Origin of the sequence: Candidatus Francisella endociliophora (genome assembly GCF_000764555.1) — a bacterium.
Classification (GTDB): Bacteria; Pseudomonadota; Gammaproteobacteria; order Francisellales; family Francisellaceae; genus Francisella; species Francisella endociliophora.
Window position 1 is genome coordinate 1,717,971 of record NZ_CP009574.1, and the last position, 18,172, is coordinate 1,736,142.

An 18,172-nucleotide genomic window follows, 5' to 3' on the forward strand; every position below is an offset into this window, starting at 1 on the left:
TTTAAACTATTTTTCACTATTTTCTTTTTGCCATTCTGGATGAGCATTTTTAGGCCCTAATGCATAGTCATCAAACTCATCAGTTTGAATTACATTATTAATCTTTTCAGACATGGATTTTGCTTTCTTATGATCTTCTGTAGTAATGATATTTTTTTCTAATGCTTCATCAAGCAAATTACACCAATAGTCTTTATTAAGATCACCATTTTTCATTGCTTTATCTATTTTTGCTTTTACATTTTGAGCTTCAAGCATAGCTAAAAAGGCATTCTCAACTCTACCTATAGGATCATTATCATCATTTGGAACATAGCATATATCTTTCATCCATTGACGAGTACCTTTATTAGCTATTAGTTCTTGGCAGATTTTAGCATCTAGTTTATCTGAAGGTCTTCTAAACTTACGTCCATAAGGGAAGACAAAAAACTTCATTTTAATACCAAGTAATCTATTAGGGAAATTTCTAAATAAACTAATCATTGATTGTTGGGCATTATATAAACAGTATTTCACACCCCATTGTACGAAGATATCATCATCAGAATTTTCGCCATTATCTTTGTAATATTTTAGAACAGCACTTGCCATATATAAGTAGCTCATAATATCACCGAGACGAGAAGATAATCTTTCTTTGCGTTTAAGTCCAGCTCCTAAGATTGTCAAAGAAACATCATTGATATAGGAGTAAGCTGTACTCATTTGGTAAATGGATTTATAGTATCTGTTAAACTTGCTATCATAACCAGGTGCTGTAAAGCCACCACTTAAACCATACCAAAGTGTGCGTGCACCATTGCTAAACATATAACCTATATGCTTTTTAAGGTTAGAAGAAAATTCTTTTTCATTGCTATCCATTAGGCTTTGTATTTCATTACGGATATATGGGTGGCATTTCATCGCACCTTGACCAAAAATCATTAGATTACGAGTCATAATGTTTGCACCTTCTACAGTAATTCCAATCGGAGTCGCCATGTATGGAATTGCTAAGTAGTTATTTGGTCCCATAATAATTGCTCTACCACCATGAATATCCATAGAGTTATTTATAGTTGTTCTACCCATCTCGGTTAGATGATATTTTGATATCGCAGAAGAAACAGAAGGGCGAATTCCACTATCAACAGCAGCAACTGTAAATTGACGAGTTGCATTTGCTATATATGCAAGCCCTGCAGTTTCAGCAAGCTTTTCTTGGACTCCCTCAAATTGAGCAATGGGAACTTTAAACTGTTCACGCACATTTGCGTATGCAGATGTCATAATTGCTGACATAAGTGTATTGGCTGTACCACAAGCAGGTAAGGAAATTGCTCTACCAATAGATAAACATTCAACAAGCATACGCCAGCCTTCCCCAGCCATTTTTTGTCCACCGATAATCCAATCTATAGGTATGAAAACATCTTTAGCTTTAATATATCCATTCATGAATGCTTGTGCTAGAGGGAAGCCTCTTTTACCTATTTCTAAGCCTTTGTGGTTATGAGGCAGTAGGGCGCAAGTGATACCTTCTGAACCAGTTTCCCCCAGTAGGCCATCAGGATCTTGCAATTGAAATGCTAAGCCAACTAGTGTTGCAATAGGTGCTAATGTAATATAGCGTTTATTGATGTTTTTTAGCTTTATGCCAAGAGTTTTTTTGCCGTTGAAAGTTTCATAACAGACTACTCCTTTATCAGGCAGTGATGTTGCATCAGAACCAGCTGTTGGACCTGTTAAAGCAAAACAAGGTATTTCATCGCCATTTGCAAGCTTTGGTAGATATTGTTTTTTTTGCTCATCAGTACCGTAATGTGCTAGTAGTTCTCCTGGACCTAGTGAATTTGGCACCATTACAGAAATTGCTGCAGTAACGCTCTTAGTAGCTAGCTTCATTACAACTTCTGAATGTGCTGCTGCAGAAAAGCCTTTACCGCCGTGCTCCTTGCTTATTACTAGACCTAGAAAACCTTTTTTACGGATAAAGTCCCAAGCCTCTACAGTTAGGTCTTTGTCTTCATAATTGATTTTCCAGTCATCAATCATTTTACAAAGCTCAACAGTTTCATTTTCCAAGAATGATTTCTCTTCCTCAGATAGCTCAAACTTTTTTAGACTATGTAATTTTTCAAAGTCAGGCTTACCTTGAAATATTTCTTTCTCAAACCAATTATCTCCAGCATCAAGAGCAGTTTGCTCAGTCTTTGAAATTTTGGGTGTTGATTTTTTGGCAATCTTATAAATTTTGCTAAACATTTTAGTTCCTTAAGCAGAAAGCTGTTAACTTACTTATTTTCATACGTTTGAGCATATTCTTCTTGTAATGCGTTCACATCTATTTTTCCTACAGTATTTTTAGGAAGATCATCTTTAAATATTATTTTTCTAGGTAACTTATAGTGTGCAAGTTTTGTTTTGCAGTATTTGAATATTTGTTTTTGAGTTAGTTTTTTGTCATCTTTTAGAACTACGAATGCGACTGGCATTTCTCCTGTTTCTTTCGAGAAGCCTTTGATTACAGCAGCATCTGCTATTTCTTCTTTTTCTGTAAGTGTTAATTCAATTTCTTTAGGAAAAACATTAAAACCAGAAACAATAATCATGTGCTTGATTCTTCCAGAAATAACTAAGCGACCAAGCTCATCTAAATAACCCATATCTCCAGTTTTAAGCCAACCGTCTTCGGTGAAATGTTCTTTGTTAATCTTTGGTAAACTCCAGAATCCAGGCGATTTTTGTGGTCCCGTAACCCAGATTTCACCAGTTTCACCTTGAGGGAGTTCATTACCTTTTTCATCATATATTTTGATATCTGTGTTTGGTAGCGGGAATCCTACGGAACCATTAAAGGCAGAGTCGTTTTCTAGTGCGTTTACAGTTACTACAGGCGACATTTCAGATAATCCATAACCTTCTCTAATACTGACTCCTGTAATTTTTTTCCATTCATTAGCTACTGCCTCAACAGTCGACATACCACCACTTATAGATAACTTAAAGTTAGGGAATTGACTCTTTTTGAATTTTTTATTATTCAATAAAGCTACATAAAGAGTATTTACACCAAAGATAGTTGAGAAGTTACTTTTTCTCATTTCATTAACTAGGCCTTTAAGATCTTTTGGATTCGTGATCAAAATCTGCAAAGCTCCAGAGAAATAGAAAAGAAACAAATTCGCAGTAAGACTAAAAATATGATAGATAGGTAGAGCAGTTAAGACAATTTGTTCACCAAGAACTACATCAAAACCTTCAGTCCAAGCTTTAACTTGATATATATTCGCAACAATATTTCTATGTAAAAGAATAGTACCTTTCGGAGTACCAGTTGTACCACTAGAGTATTGTAAAGCAACCATATCATCAGGTGTTATAGTTACTTTAGAATAATCAGGCTTATATTCTGCTTTTATGGCATCAGCGAAGGAATTAAATTTATCTTTGGAATATCTGTCTTTCATTCCTTTGAGATATCTAGCAACAAAAGAGATAATTTGTTTTTTAGGAGTATGATAAAGATCTGCAATATGTGTAACCATTTTATATTTAAGGTCTTCGCATTCATCAGCAATTGCTTCAACATTGTGTGCTAATGCAGATAGGACAATAATTCCTTTTGCTTTTGAATCTCTAAGAATTCCTTTAACCTCTCTACTTGTATAAAGAGGATTGATATTTACAAAGACACATCCCAGTTTTATTAATGCAAAAATAGCAATAGGGAACTGTAATAAGTTTGGCAACATAATCGCAACATGATCGCCTTTTTTAAGTTGCCATTTATGTTGTAAGAAGCCAGCAAAGTATTCAGCATATTCATCCACTTGTGTGAAGTTTAATTTTTCACCATGACATATTAGTGCTTCTTTATCTGAAAATTTTTCGGTAGTTTCTTTGAGCATATCACTAAGTGTGATATTTGGAATATCTATTGAGAGCGGAACTTTTTTAGGGTAGTTTTCTTTCCATGGTTTCATAGTCATAGAGCCTCCTGGTTCCTTGATTAATCTTTTAAACCTTTTCTTTGCTTTTAACCCTCTATCTGTTTTTTAAACTTTACTCATTTAGTATATTAAACATTATAGCGTATTTAACTAGATTTACATATCGATACTAAATAAAAAATAAACAGGATTATTTTATGACTTCTATGCTAATGTAATTTATAATTATCTGCATAAATTAAATAATCGTAATGTTAGCTGTTATGAAAATCTATCATAATCCAAAATGTTCAAAATCGCGTCAAGCAAAACAAGTCTTAGATCAAAGCAATATTAATTATGAAACTCACTTATATTTAGATAATCCTTTGAATAAGACTGAAATTGAAGCTTTGCTTAAAAAGCTAAATCTTTCTATACGAGATATTATTCGCACGAAAGAAGATATTTGGAAAGAAAACTTTAAGGATAAAGATCTTTCTGATAATGAACTTATTGAGATTGTTGCAGAAAATCTAAGACTTTTAGAAAGACCAATAATTGAACATAAAGATTTTGCAGTGGTTGCACGATCAGATGATAAAATTACAGAGATATTAAACACGTATTAGTATTATGCTAATATTTTAGAGATTAAGTTTTATTTACACGGAGATATCTATATGCATAAAATATTCTATACATTTACAGATGAAGCACCAGCTCTAGCGACTGGGTCATTTTTACCAATTGTTGAAAGTTTTACAAAAACTGTTGATATTGAATTAGAGACAAAAGATATATCATTAGCATCACGCATATTAGCAAATTTTAGTGATTGTTTATCTAATGACCAAAAATGCTCAGATGATTTAGCAATTTTGGGAGATCTAGCAAAAACTCCTGATGCTAATATTATCAAGCTTCCTAATATTAGTGCATCAATTCCTCAGTTAACAGCTGCTATCAAAGAGCTTCAAGCGAAAGGATATAAGATTCCTGATTATCCATTTGAGCCAAAAGATGATAAAGAACAAGAAATCAAGAATCGTTACTCAAAAGTTTTAGGTAGTGCGGTAAATCCTGTATTAAGAGAAGGTAACTCTGATCGTAGAGTAGCAGAGGCAGTTAAAAAATATGCTGAGAAACATCCACATTCTATGGGTGAGTGGTCAAAAGATTCAAAGTCTCATGTTGCAAGTATGACTGCTGATGACTTTTACGCAAATGAGAAATCTTACATAGTGCCAAAAGCAACTACTGTTAAGATTGTACACACATGTCCTAAAGGAGCCCAAACAGTTCTTAAAGAAGGTCTTGCTTTAGAAGAGAAAGAAATCATAGATGCTACAAAAATTTCTGCAAAAGCTCTGAGAGAGTTCTATAAGACTGAAATAGCAAAAGCTAAAAAAGAAGGGACTCTACTTTCACTTCATTTAAAAGCTACAATGATGAAAGTTTCAGATCCAATCTTATTTGGTCATGCTGTTGAGATCTTCTTTGAAGATGTTTTCAAAAAATATGCTAAAGAGTTTAAAGAGCTAGGTGTAAATCCTCGTAATGGTTGGGGTGATGCTGTTGAGAAAATTAAGCAACTACCTCAAGATGTTCAGGATAAAATTAATGCTGATATTGAAAAAGTATTTGTTAAGCAACCTGATATTGCTATGGTTAATTCTGATAAAGGCATTACAAACTTGAATGTACCAAGTGATGTGATTATCGATGCTTCTATGCCTGCAGCTATCCGTTCATCTGGTCAAATGTGGAATAAAAATAATGAGCTTCAAGATATGAAAGCTATGATTCCGGATAGATGTTATGCTGGCGTGTATGCTGCAACTATTGATTTCTGCAAAGAGAATGGTGCTTTTGATGTTGCTACTATGGGAGATATTTCCAATGTGGGTCTAATGGCTAAAAAAGCAGAAGAGTATGGCTCTCATGATAAAACATTTGAAATCCAAGCAGATGGTAATGTAGAAGTTATCGATGCTGATGGTAATGTAATACTCGAGCATCAGGTAGAAAAAGGTGATATTTGGAGAGCTTGTCAAACCAAAGATATCGCAGTAAAAGATTGGGTTAAATTAGCTGTTAATAGAGCTAAAATTACTCAAAACCCTGCAATATTCTGGTTAGATTCAAATAGAGCACATGATAGAAATTTGATTGCTAAGGTAAATGAATATTTAACTCATCATGATACTACTGGTTTAGATATCCAGATTTTATCACCAATTGAAGCTACAAAATATTCTCTAAAAAGAATGAAAGAAGGCAAAAATACAATCTCTGTAACCGGTAATGTTTTAAGAGATTACTTAACAGATCTTTTCCCAATTCTAGAGCTTGGTACTTCTGCTAAGATGCTTTCAATTGTACCTCTTTTAGCTGGTGGTGGATTGTTCGAGACTGGTGCTGGTGGATCTGCTCCTAAGCATGTTGAGCAACTTATTAATGAAAATCATTTAAGATGGGATTCATTGGGCGAGTTCTTAGCATTAGGAGCTTCATTAGAAGATTTGGCAATTAAAACTAGAGAAGCTAAAATCAAAGTATTAGCAGAGGCTCTTGCTCAAGCTAATAAAGATTTCTTAGATAATGATAAGTCACCAAAGCGTAAAGTTGGCGAACTTGATACTAGAGGAAGTCACTTTTATTTGGCATTTTACTGGGTGAAAGCATTAGCTGAGCAAACTGGTAATGCTGAGTTAAAAGCTAAATTTGAGCCTATCTATGCAGAGTTAAAAGCAAATGAAGAAAAAATTGTTAAAGAACTAGCAGCTGTGCAAGGTAAAAAAGCAGATATAGGTGGTTATTACTTACCTAAAAAAGCTAAGTTAATAGAGGTTATGCGTCCTAGTAAAACTTTAAATTCTATCATGGCAAAAATATAAGGAATAAAATGTCTGAGAGTAAGAATGAATATATTGAAATCAATCTTGGTCGCATGATGATGGGATTGTTAGTATCTATTTATAAAAATGGTAAAGTTTTCTTAGCTACTCTTGTGTGTGCTTTAGTACTTACAATAGTTGTATCATATATGATGACTCGAAATACTTATGTATATAAACAAATGATACAAACTCCTTCGTATTTTGATGGAAAAGATGAGCAGAGCATACTAAATAATACAAAGATAAATGTTATCTTACAAAGTATGTTAAAGCAGATTCAGGATAGTAATCCTGATGACCAGTTACTTCAACATATAGATATTTTGTACCCATTCTATGATTACGAAGGTACTGGGAAAGATAAGAAAGTAATAGAAAATGATAATTATAAGTTAAAACAGAAGTATGATCAGCAAAAAATGTTTTTCACATTGTTTGTTTCATCTAAAAATGCAGGTGCTGCTGATGTGGAGAAAGTATATAATAATCTTTTAAAGCAGTTCTCAGACTCTCAAGTTATCAAAAAACAAATTGAGTTGTGGCAAAAAAGTCTACAAACAAAACTTAAACTAGATAATGATAATTTGTCAAGAAATGAAAAACTTTTGGAAAAAAATCAAAAGTTTCTAATGGATTTAATTTCTAAACAAACAAGTATATTAGGTATGGATGGGCAATCTCAGTCAATGCTTCTTAAGTATATTGGTAATATTGATAGTTATCAGAATAAGATTTTCTCACTACAAGACTCTATAGCTTTGACTAAGTTAAAGCTTGATAATGCTGGGCCGAAATTATCGTCTTTTGGTAAGTCTTTTAGCTTAGAGGCAGAAAGTAAATCTATAGCAAAGATTTTAGCTGTTGGTATAGTGCTTTCTTTCTTACTAGCAATAGCTACGAGTTTGTTTATAGCATTGTGTAAGAAAGTTGTTGTTGAGGCAAATAAGGAGAATTAAATGTCTGATAATAAAAATGAATATATAGAAATCAATCTTGGTAAAATATTTGTTACATTGTTGCAGAATTATAGAATATTCGTTTTAGTAGTTATTTTAGCTCTTGTTAGTGTGGGGGTGTTTGCTATTAAATATAAACCAACTTATATATAATGTTACTCTTGCCTCACCAAATTATAATAATGGTAGCGAACAGAATTATATTATCAGTAATGATAATGTAGCTACTATTTCGAGGTCGATAGTGTCGCAACAAATTGAAAGTGGAGATTTGCCAGTAACAGCAGCTATAAGTCTTGATGATAACAAGCAAGTAAATTTTTCTTTTGCACTAAAAGAGTATGATTTGAATCTTGCTGATACTTACTATAATGCTTTAAATAATCAATTTGATAAAAATCAAACTGTCACTGCCACTATAAAAAATTGGAAAGATGCTATTGCTGAGCAATTAAATATAAATAGCGATAGCATAGAGAAATACAATAAACTAATTAGTAACGACTATAAATATCTAAAAAATTTATCAACTCAGAAAGATTTATCAGGGATGCCTGCTCAGACTTTATTAGCTTCTTATTTAAGTCGAATTGATAATTATCAACAGCATGTTTACTCCTTAGAGAAGACTCAAAAGAATTTGGAAATGCAATTAAAAAGTGCTAATGAAAGTTTATCTAAAATAGGTGGATTTACTATTGATAAAAAGAATAAGCAAAATGTTATAATCGTTGGTGGAGTAGTGTTTGCATTTATTTTAGGTTGTTTGGCAGTGATGCTTAAGGTTTTTGTAACCAATACTATTCGTCAACCTAAAGCTGAAAGCTAATTATTAAAAATAGTGAAAAATAATATAGAACTTTTAAATCAAATTCCAACTAAACTTCGCGGTAAATATATTTCACTTTCTAGAAATAAAAGAATATCTGAAAAAGACTTAATCCTTGAGTTTGAAAGAATAATCACAGAAACAAATCAAAAAATATTACCAAAAATAAATTATCCTGATTTACCTGTTGCTGAAAAAGTCGAAGACATAAAAAAGCTTATTGAGGAAAATCAAGTAATAGTTGTCGCAGGTGAGACAGGTTCTGGTAAGTCAACACAATTGCCTAAAATATGTCTAGATTTGGGTCTAGGTAAGAGGGGACTAATAGGGCATACTCAACCAAGAAGGATTGCAGCTAGATCTATAGCAAATAGAGTTGCTAGTGAGATAGGGGATCAATCAAAAGTATCTTTTAAAATTCGGTTCTCTGATCAAACATCTGAAAATACTTTGATAAAAGTAATGACAGATGGAGTGTTATTATCTGAAATTAAAAATGATAGGTTTTTGTCTCAATATGAAGCAATAATAATTGATGAAGCGCATGAAAGAAGCCTAAATATTGATTTTCTACTTGGCTGTATAAAAAAGATTTTACCGTTTAGGCCTGATTTAAAAGTTATTATAACTTCAGCTACCATAGATCATCAAAAATTTACAAGTTACTTTCAAAAAGCTAAAGAGATTACGGTCAGTGGTAGAACATATCCTGTAGAGATTCATTATCAAAATGATGAAGATTTTGACACATTTTCAATGCAGGAGAGAATCTTATATGCAATCGATGAGTTTGGTAGAGGGGATGTTTTAGTCTTTTTACCAACAGAAAGAGATATTCATGAAACATTGGCTTATTTGAATAAACAAGATTTAAGATTTACGGAAGTCTTACCTTTATTTTCAAGGTTATCAAATAAAGATCAAAATAAAATCTTTAACCCAGAAGGATCAACTCGTAGAGTTATTTTGGCTACTAATGTTGCTGAAACATCTTTGACTGTACCACGTATAAAATATGTCATAGATTCAGGGTTAGCTAGGGTTAGTAGATATAGCTATCGTACCAAGGTGCAACGTTTACCAATAGAAAAGATTTCACAATCTAGTGCAAATCAAAGAGCTGGTCGTTGTGGTAGGTTATCTGCTGGTGTTTGCGTACGTTTATATAGTGAAGAGGATTTCAATAATCGTAAAGAATATACAGATCCAGAGATTTTACGCACTAATTTGGCTTCTGTTATTTTACAGATGTTATTTTTAAAATTAGGGAATATTCAAGGGTTTCAATTTATAGACCCTCCGGATTCTAGATTTGTTAAGGATGGTTTTAAACTTTTGTTTGAGTTGCAGGCTATCTCGGAACTTAATTACTCAAAACCAAAAATTACAGCTGATGGGATGAAAATGGCTATTATGCCGTTAGATCCAAAATTAGCAAAAATAGTTATAGAGGGGCATAGACAAAATACTCTTAGAGAAATAGTTTCAATCGTCAGCTTTTTGAGTGTACAAGATCCTCGTGAGCGACCATTAAATTTTCAACAAAAGGCAGATGAAAAACACTCTGTAGATAAAGACAAGTCTTCTGACTTTATCGCAATATTAAATTTAGCTAATAGGCTAAGTAGTAATTTAAAAGAACTTTCAAATAGAGAGAAGAAAGAATATTTTAAAAAGAATTTTATTTCATCTGTTAGATTTAATGAGTGGAATGATATTTATAGACAAATTATTGAAGTAATTCATGGATTTAAGTGGAAATTATCTTCTAATCAAGAGTTAAGTTATGAAAATTTACATAAAGCAATAGCGAGTGGTTTTTTAAGTAATATTGGTTTTAATTATGAAAATGCTGAATATCTAGGTGCTAATGGACTTAAGTTTTTTATATTTCCAGGATCTTCACAGTTTAAGAAAAAGCCTAAGTGGTTAATCTCATCAGAGATTGTTGAGACTACTAAGACCTACGCACGTAATGTGGCGAAAATTGAGCCTGAATGGTTAGAAGTTTTAGCTAATCATCTTGTGAAAAAACATTATGATGAACCGGTATGGAGTAAAAAGCGTAGATCTGTGGTAGCAAATGAAAGAATTACACTTTATGGTCTAGAGATAGTCTCAAAAAAATCTGTCCAATACTCAAAAATAAATCCACAAGAAGCCAGAGAAATATTTATTCGTGAAGCATTAGTGAATGGTGATTTTGAGTCTAAAGCATATTTCTATCAGCAAAACCTTAAGCTAATAGACCAAGTTGAAGATCTTGAAAATAAGTCGCGCAGAAAAGATATTTTGGTGGATGAACAAGTAATGTATGAACATTATGATGGGCTTATCCCTGATGACGTTTGTAGTGGTGTAACTTTTGATAAATGGTTAAAAACCATTTCTAAAGATGAGCAACAGAAGTTTGTTTTTGAATTAGATAGTCTGATGCAACACGATGCTAAAGAAGTTACTCAACAAAAGTTTCCTGATGCTTTAGCTATTGGAGAGATGCATTTGCCATTAGAATATCACTTTGATCCACTTGATGAGCGAGATGGCGCAACAGCTACAGTACCAATTGTCTTTCTTAATGATATTAATCCTAGCGTGCTTGAGTGGGGAGTATATGGTTTTTTATATGATAAGTTTGTCGCGTTATTAAGAGCATTACCCAAAAATATTCGTAAAAACTGTGTGCCAGTACCAACTTATGCACAAGCTATATTTGAGTCAATAGATTTTGATGTAGATAGGTATAAACCATTAAAGTCTGTTGTTGCAAAACATATTACAAGGATAGTTGGTTCTATAGTTGATGAAACTGTTTGGCAAGATGAAGAGTTAGACAAACACTTAATATTGAATATTAAAGTTGTTGATGAAAAAGGAAAAACGCTAGCTATAGATAAAAATATAAACACTTTAAAACAAAAACTTCAAAATCTAGTTCAAAAGCCAAAGAAAAATGTTGATGATAAAGTTTATTATGATTGGGAGTTTGATGATATTAAGCAAACATCTCAAATAAGAGAATATGGTATAAATGTAAAGGTATATAATTGCCTTGAAGAGTATAAAGATGGTGTGAAACTTTCATATAAAGCAACTATGAAAGAAGCTAATTCTTGTATGCAAAAAGCTTTGAAGAAGCTAATTAAACTACGTTTACAGAATTATCTATCAAAAAGCATTAAGAAAAATAATCTAGCAAGTTTATCAATGTCATTAAAGCTGAATGAATCAAAAGATAATATTGTTGATAAAGCTATAGACTTGAGTTTTTTTAATGACTCTGAGCTACCTTATACAAAAGATAATTTTGAAAAATTTTATAACAGTGGAATACAGAGCTTTGACTCAAATAACTCTAAAGTTGAATTATTAGTATCTGAGATATTCAAATATAAGAATCAACTCGATAAAAAGTTGAATGTCAAAAAAGTACCGCTTAATTTTATTCAAATATTTGCGGATGTTAGAGGTGAGCTAAATGAACTTTTTTATGATGATTATTTATCTCAACCAGTTGAGTATTTACAGAGATATAAATATTATATTCAGGCTTTAGAGAATAGGTTGGAAAAAGCTAAAACTAATTTGCAAAGAGATAAGGGTTATCAAATAGAGGTTGATGAGCTTAGAGTAAAACTAAACAAAAAAATCAAAGCTAAACACTTAAATGGTGAAAATGATGAAGTAATAAAAATAAAAGTCTTAATTAAAGAGCTTTGGGTTTCATGGTATTTACAGAATGTTAAAACTATTGAGTCAGTTTCTGGAAAGAAAGTTAGTCAATATATTGGCCAAATATAGTTAATAGTATAATATTTTGTTATAATCTTAGAATTAGTGCCTAAAAAGCTAAAAACTGAAAAATGTTCTTTTACGACAAGAGAGTTCTAAATTTTATAGTTATTATTATATTGAACGTGGTTTCTGTTGTTTGGACATTTTATATATTTAAGCAAACAGTGATTTTTCCTTTTTTAGTAACGGTAACTCTATTAAGGTGTTTATTTTCTTTTTTGCTTTTACGTGATTATATGGCAAGTTGGAGCAAGTCAACACAAAAAACATTCTTACGTAAAGCTTTTATTAACATTCCAGTATTTGTTATTACTGTAGTGTTTTTCTATGGGAGACTAGAATTTTCTCTTTTGTTTTCTGAATTTGTATTTTACTTGTTTTTGATTAATTTGAGTGTTTATCTGTACTGGTATGTTACAAATAGAATATCTATAAAAAAGACAAAGCTAGCTATTATTTATGGAGCAGGAGCTGCAGGTACGAAGATAGCTCAAGAATTAAACAATACGGAGTATGTAGTTAAATATTTTGTTGATGATAGTGCTGCTATGCAAAGACGTAGCATAAATGGAAAAAGAGTATTGTCACAAGAACAACTGCAACAGAAGCTTTTAATATCTAAGTTTGATTTGCTTATTATTGCTTTGCCTAGTGTGGATGATAGTGTTATTAAAGAAATTTATAAAGGGTATGAAAAAGATTTTGATCAAATTAAGATAATGCCAGCACTTGAAAACGTATTGCAAGATGAAAGCTTTGTATCTCAACTTAAACCTGTTTCACTCTATGATTTGCTTGCTAGAGATTCAAGAAGTTTAGATAAGGAGTCTATATCGCATTTCATTAAAGGTAAGGTTGTTCTTATTACAGGGGCTGGTGGTAGTATTGGTTCTGAAATTGTTAGGCAATGTATCAAGTATGAGGCAAGACAGCTGATTCTTTTGGATCATAGTGAGTTTAATTTATATAAGATCTCCGAAGAGGTTCAAAACCACAGTATTAAGAGTACTTTGTGCTCAGTGTGTGATATTGAGGCTTTGCAGGAAGTTTTTGATAAGTACACACCAGAAATTGTATTTCATGCAGCGGCTTATAAGCATGTACCATTAGTTGAAGACAATATATCGAGAGCGATAAAAAATAATATATTAGGCACAAAAAATGTTATTGATTTGGCTATTAAGTTTAACGTTGAGTCATTTATCCTTATTTCAACAGATAAGGCTGTGAGACCAACAAATGTAATGGGTGCGACAAAGAGGGTATGTGAGCTATACCTGCAGAATGTTGACCCAAAAAATACAAAGCTAGCAGCTGTAAGGTTTGGTAATGTTCTAGGTAGTAGCGGTAGTGTGATTCCTAAGTTTGAAGAGCAAGTTAGAAAAGGTGGTCCGCTTACTGTTACTCACCCTGAGATTACAAGATACTTTATGCTTATTCCAGAAGCGTGTGAGCTGGTGCTTCAAGCTGGAGCAATAGCAAAAAACTTAGAAGTTTTCGTGCTTGATATGGGTAAACCTGTTAAAATACTAGATTTAGCAAAGCAGTTTAAAAAACTCTCTGGTCGTGATGATGTTGAGATAGAGATAACTGGGCTAAGACCGGGTGAGAAGTTATATGAAGAACTTCTTATTGATGAAAGTGATATCAGAACGGATTATAAGGATATCTTTATAGGCAAGAGAACTTTTTATGATATTGAAAATCTAAATTTAGATATATCTTTATTGTTAAAAGACTCTGATAAAATAAATAGATTAAAGAAAATTGTGCCAGAGTTTGAACATAGGTTGAATAGTTAGTTATGAGTGATCGTATTTATTTATCATCTCCTCACATGTCTGATGAGGGGTATGAAAAAGAGTTTGTGCAGGAAGCATTTGATACAAATTGGATAGTTCCGTTAGGGAAAAATGTTGATGAATTTGAAAAAGAGTTAGCTGAATATACTGGTTGCGGTTATGCTGCAGCTCTTAGTTCAGGAACGGCGGCTTTACATTTGGCACTTAAAATATTAGGTGTATCAAATGGTGATGTTGTTTTGTGTCAATCTCTTACATTCTCAGCAAGTGCTAATCCTATTATTTATCAAAATGCAACGCCAGTATTTATCGATAGTGAAAAAAACACTTGGAACATGTGTCCCATAGCACTAGAACAAGCTTTGAAGATGTTCCCGCAAACTAAAGCTGTAATTGTGGTTAATTTATATGGAATAGCTGCTGAGCTAGATACTATCCGTGATATTTGTGACAAGTATGATGTGAAAATGATAGAAGATGCTGCAGAAAGTCTTGGTGGTGTATACAAGGATGATGCTACTGGTACCTATGGTGATATTGGTATCTATTCTTTTAATGGTAATAAAATTATTACAACATCAGGTGGTGGTATGCTTGTTACTAAAAATAAAGAATGGGCTGATAAGGCAAGATTTTATGCTACACAGTCTAGAGAAAATAAACCCTACTATGAACATAAAGAGCTTGGTTTCAATTATAGAATGAGTAATGTTTGTGCGGGTATCGGCAGAGGTCAGTTAAAAGTACTAGCAGATAGGGTTGCCAAAAAAACACATATATTTGAGCATTATAAAAAGCATTTATCAGATATTTCATTTATAAAATTTGTAGAGCCATTAGAAGAGGATAAGCCTAATTATTGGTTAAGCTCTATACTGGTTGATAGTATAGAAAGAAAAGGGAGCATTATTGCTAAGTTAGCAGAGTATAATATCGAAGCAAGGCATTTATGGAAACCAATGCATATGCAACCATTTTTCAAGTATTATGATTTCATTGGTACAGGTGTGGCGGAAAAACTGTTTGAGCTAGGATTGTGTTTGCCAAGTGATTCAAAAATGACTGAAAATGATCTGTTAAGGGTAGTAAGTATAATAAAAGAGGTATGTGATGCCTAAGAAGACATTGTATACGTTATTTCTTAAAAGAGTTTTAGATTTTGTTTTATCATTACTCGCGCTTATTGTTTTATTCCCAGTAATATTGGCTTTAGCTATGTTGGTGAGACTTAAGCTTGGCTCGCCTGTAATATTTAAACAACCTCGACCAGGTAAGAACGAGAAAGTGTTTAATCTCTATAAGTTTAGAACAATGACTGATGCGAGAGACGTTGACGGCAGTCTATTGCCAGACTCAGAGAGGCTTACAACGTTTGGAAAGTTTGTTCGTAGTACCTCTTTAGATGAATTGCCTAGTTTGATAAATATTATAAAGGGAGATATGAGCATAGTTGGTCCTAGACCACTGTTAATAAAAGATATGGTTTTTATGTCGGATGAACAGCGAGAGAGGCATTTGATTCGCCCAGGTCTCACAGGGTTGGCGCAAGTTAGTGGTAGAAATAATATTTCATGGAAAAATAAACTTGCGTACGATATGGATTATCTTAAAAAAGAGAGTTTTTTCTTGGATTTTAAGGTTGTTTGTAGAACTTTTTTAAAGGTTGTTAAACGAAGTGATATTAATAGGAATGGTACAGATTCTGATTTGGATCTTGGAGATTACTTATTGCTAGCAGAAGAGATAACTAAGAATGATTATGATTTAAGGATCAATGAGGCAGTTAGTTTACTAAAAGAAATAGGTAATAATAAGAAGGTTTGATTTTATGGGAGAAAAATCTAAAAGTTTAGCAGTGCTTATATCGTCATATGACAAGTCCGAAGATTTATGGAAACCTCTTTCAGAATCTTATGAAAGGTATTGGAAAAGTAGTCGGTATAAAATATATCTGGGTACTAATTATCTTGATCCTTTATTACCAAGGTTTGAAGCTTTAAAAATAGGCAAAGAGAAATCTTGGTCAGATAATATATTAAAATGTCTTGATAAAATTGATGAGGATTATATTTTATTAACTTTCGATGACTTGTTTCTATTTTCAGATATTGATAATAAAAAGATTGATGGTTTGATAATGAGAGCGATGGAAAATGATTGGGACTATCTTAGACTCCATCCATCTCCTACTCCCGATATTATACTTGATGATGATATTGGTCAGATTCTGCCAAATAGAATGTATAGAGCATCTACAGTTTTTTCAATAATAAAAAAAGATACTTTTAGGAATCTTTTAATTGATACAGAATCAGCTTGGGAGTTTGAACGTAATGCGAGTATGAGAAGTAACTGTTATGATAAGTTTTATGTATCAAGGAAAAAACTAATTCCTTATTTGAATGCTGTTGTAAAAGGCAAATGGGTTACCCCTGCCTTAAATTATTTAAAGAAAGATGGGTTTAGTGTTGTAGAAGAAAGTAGAAAGAAAATGTCTACTTATGAATTGATCATAGAATCTATTATGAGACTAAGATTGAAGATTTTTTTCATGGTCGTACCCAAAGGAATGCAAGGTTATATTCGTGAAAAAGTAATCAAGAAGCGTGAGAAATAGCCGTAATGGATATTCGTAACCTGAAAAATGGTTTTTATGCTGTTATAGATGTTGTAGTCTCTCCTTTAATAATGATCCTGTTGACCCCTATATTTGTTCACTTTTTAGGTGTTGAACAGTATGGTTTATGGATTTTAGTTAATAGTATGGTGGCATCACTATCTTTATTTAATTTTGGAGTTAGTGATGTTGTAATAAAATATCTTCCAAAGCTTTTAACTACAAATGATTATGAGCAAGCTAAAACACTTAGCAGTACTATCTTTATATTTCAATTGACTATTGCTGTGGTTATTATTTTATGTTTTTATATTTTTACAAGTCTTATTCTACCTTGTTTTGAGTCTTCTGGAAGGTATAGTATGTATGTGAGCATATTTGCTGTCGCAATACCTCTTTTTCTTGTAAAGCAGTTTGAGCAAGTAGCTTATTCTATTTTTAAGTCACATGAACGTTATGGTGTTGTTGCAACTCTTTCATTGATATCAAAGATTACTTTCTTTTCTATGCAGGCATTTATTGCTATAGAAACGGGCTCTGTTTACCAAGTAATAAAATACTCTCTTATTGTCGCGGTAATTATTTATTTAATCGAATTGTTATATATAAAAATGAAATATTATTATATACACATTTTTAGAGGGGCATCATTTATTACGTTTAAATCACTTTTAGATTTTGGAATTTGGAATTGGTTTGCATCTATTCTTTCAATTTTAAGAGTAAATTCTGATAAGTGGATAGTTAGTATGTTGTTAGGGTTAAAAGCCTTTGGATATTATTCAATCGCTGTCTTAGTTTTTAATCAACTATATACGGTGCTGGCAAGTTCAATAGCTTGGGTCTTTCCAAAAATTTCATCGAATTCTTTGTGTTTAAATGATCAAAAAAAGCTTTTCTATAGTTTGATGATATTTTTGGTGCTAGCAGGGAGCGTTTTAAGCCTTACTCTTAGTGCCTCCTCAAATTTGCTTTTTGTAACTTGGCTAGGAGAGGGGGTATATAGTAATTGTAAACATTTTATAAGCTTATTTTTAGTGATGTTTCCTGTATTCATTATGTCTGCGGTTTCATATTATTATATATTATCTTTGGGGTTGGTTAGATATAAATTTATTGTTGACTTTCTTGTTTTGAATATAAAAATTTTTGTTTTGTGGTTTTCTATTCGAGTAGGATTCTTGGGTGAAGACTGGCCTTTAGCTTTTTTGATTTTTTTGAGTGTGGAAATTATTTTATATTTTCGTATTGTTAGAAAACGAATAGAGCTTAAAAAATCGTTTATTTATTATATTTTGATAATACAGTTTATAATAATTATTGTTAGACTATATTTGATTAATATTTATTAGG

13 protein-coding genes are annotated in these 18,172 nt (G+C 32.1%); 11 read left to right on the top strand and 2 right to left on the bottom strand.

Translation table 11 applies throughout. The features are described 5' to 3' along the window. Positions 1–6: 6 nt before the first annotated feature. Both QI37_RS08460 and QI37_RS08465 read right to left on the bottom strand, forming a co-directional pair. Positions 7–2,250 (bottom strand): acyl-CoA dehydrogenase, encoded by a 2,244-nt coding sequence (locus QI37_RS08460; protein ID WP_040010373.1) that lies wholly within the window; start codon positions 2,248–2,250, stop codon positions 7–9. A 29-nt stretch (positions 2,251–2,279) separates the two neighbouring features. Next, positions 2,280–3,977: a long-chain-fatty-acid--CoA ligase gene (locus QI37_RS08465; protein WP_040010374.1), complete on the bottom strand. Its 1,698-nt coding sequence runs from the start codon at positions 3,975–3,977 to the stop codon at positions 2,280–2,282. A 224-nt stretch (positions 3,978–4,201) separates the two neighbouring features. Between QI37_RS08465 and arsC the strand changes: the two genes are divergently transcribed. The 11 genes from arsC to QI37_RS08515 all read left to right on the top strand — a co-directional run bounded on the left by arsC (position 4,202) and on the right by QI37_RS08515 (position 18,171). After that, positions 4,202–4,549 (top strand): arsenate reductase (glutaredoxin), encoded by a 348-nt coding sequence (gene arsC, locus QI37_RS08470; protein ID WP_040010771.1) that lies wholly within the window; start codon positions 4,202–4,204, stop codon positions 4,547–4,549. A 51-nt stretch (positions 4,550–4,600) separates the two neighbouring features. Beyond that, positions 4,601–6,817: an NADP-dependent isocitrate dehydrogenase gene (locus QI37_RS08475; RefSeq protein WP_040010375.1), complete on the top strand. Its 2,217-nt coding sequence runs from the start codon at positions 4,601–4,603 to the stop codon at positions 6,815–6,817. A gap of 8 nt (positions 6,818–6,825) precedes the next feature. After that, positions 6,826–7,776, top strand: coding sequence for a hypothetical protein (locus QI37_RS08480; RefSeq protein ID WP_040010376.1), 951 nt, complete (start codon positions 6,826–6,828; stop codon positions 7,774–7,776). Further along, a complete protein-coding gene (locus tag QI37_RS10275; protein WP_158409073.1) occupies positions 7,777–7,929 on the top strand; it encodes a hypothetical protein in 153 nt (50 codons plus the stop codon). After that, positions 7,898–8,605 (top strand): hypothetical protein, encoded by a 708-nt coding sequence (locus QI37_RS08485; protein ID WP_040010377.1) that lies wholly within the window; start codon positions 7,898–7,900, stop codon positions 8,603–8,605. The genes QI37_RS10275 and QI37_RS08485 overlap by 32 nt, the downstream gene beginning before the upstream one ends. Before the next feature lie 12 nt (positions 8,606–8,617). Further along, positions 8,618–12,406, top strand: a complete 3,789-nt coding sequence (gene hrpA, locus QI37_RS08490) for an ATP-dependent RNA helicase HrpA (protein WP_040010378.1) — start codon at positions 8,618–8,620, stop codon at positions 12,404–12,406. Between the two features lie 62 nt (positions 12,407–12,468). Then, positions 12,469–14,202, top strand: coding sequence for a polysaccharide biosynthesis protein (locus QI37_RS08495; protein WP_040010379.1), 1,734 nt, complete (start codon positions 12,469–12,471; stop codon positions 14,200–14,202). Between the two features lie 2 nt (positions 14,203–14,204). After that, entirely contained in the window at positions 14,205–15,320 is a 1,116-nt protein-coding gene (locus QI37_RS08500) for a DegT/DnrJ/EryC1/StrS family aminotransferase (RefSeq protein ID WP_040010380.1), read from the top strand. After that, positions 15,313–16,026 (top strand): sugar transferase, encoded by a 714-nt coding sequence (locus QI37_RS08505; RefSeq protein WP_040010381.1) that lies wholly within the window; start codon positions 15,313–15,315, stop codon positions 16,024–16,026. The genes QI37_RS08500 and QI37_RS08505 overlap by 8 nt, the downstream gene beginning before the upstream one ends. Before the next feature lie 4 nt (positions 16,027–16,030). Then, the gene (locus QI37_RS08510) at positions 16,031–16,819 is read left to right on the top strand and encodes a hypothetical protein (RefSeq protein WP_040010382.1); all 789 of its coding nucleotides are present in this window, start codon (positions 16,031–16,033) and stop codon (positions 16,817–16,819) included. 5 nt (positions 16,820–16,824) lie between these two features. Further along, complete coding sequence (locus tag QI37_RS08515) at positions 16,825–18,171, top strand: oligosaccharide flippase family protein (RefSeq protein WP_040010383.1); 1,347 nt, start codon at positions 16,825–16,827, stop codon at positions 18,169–18,171. Position 18,172 lies beyond the last annotated feature (1 nt).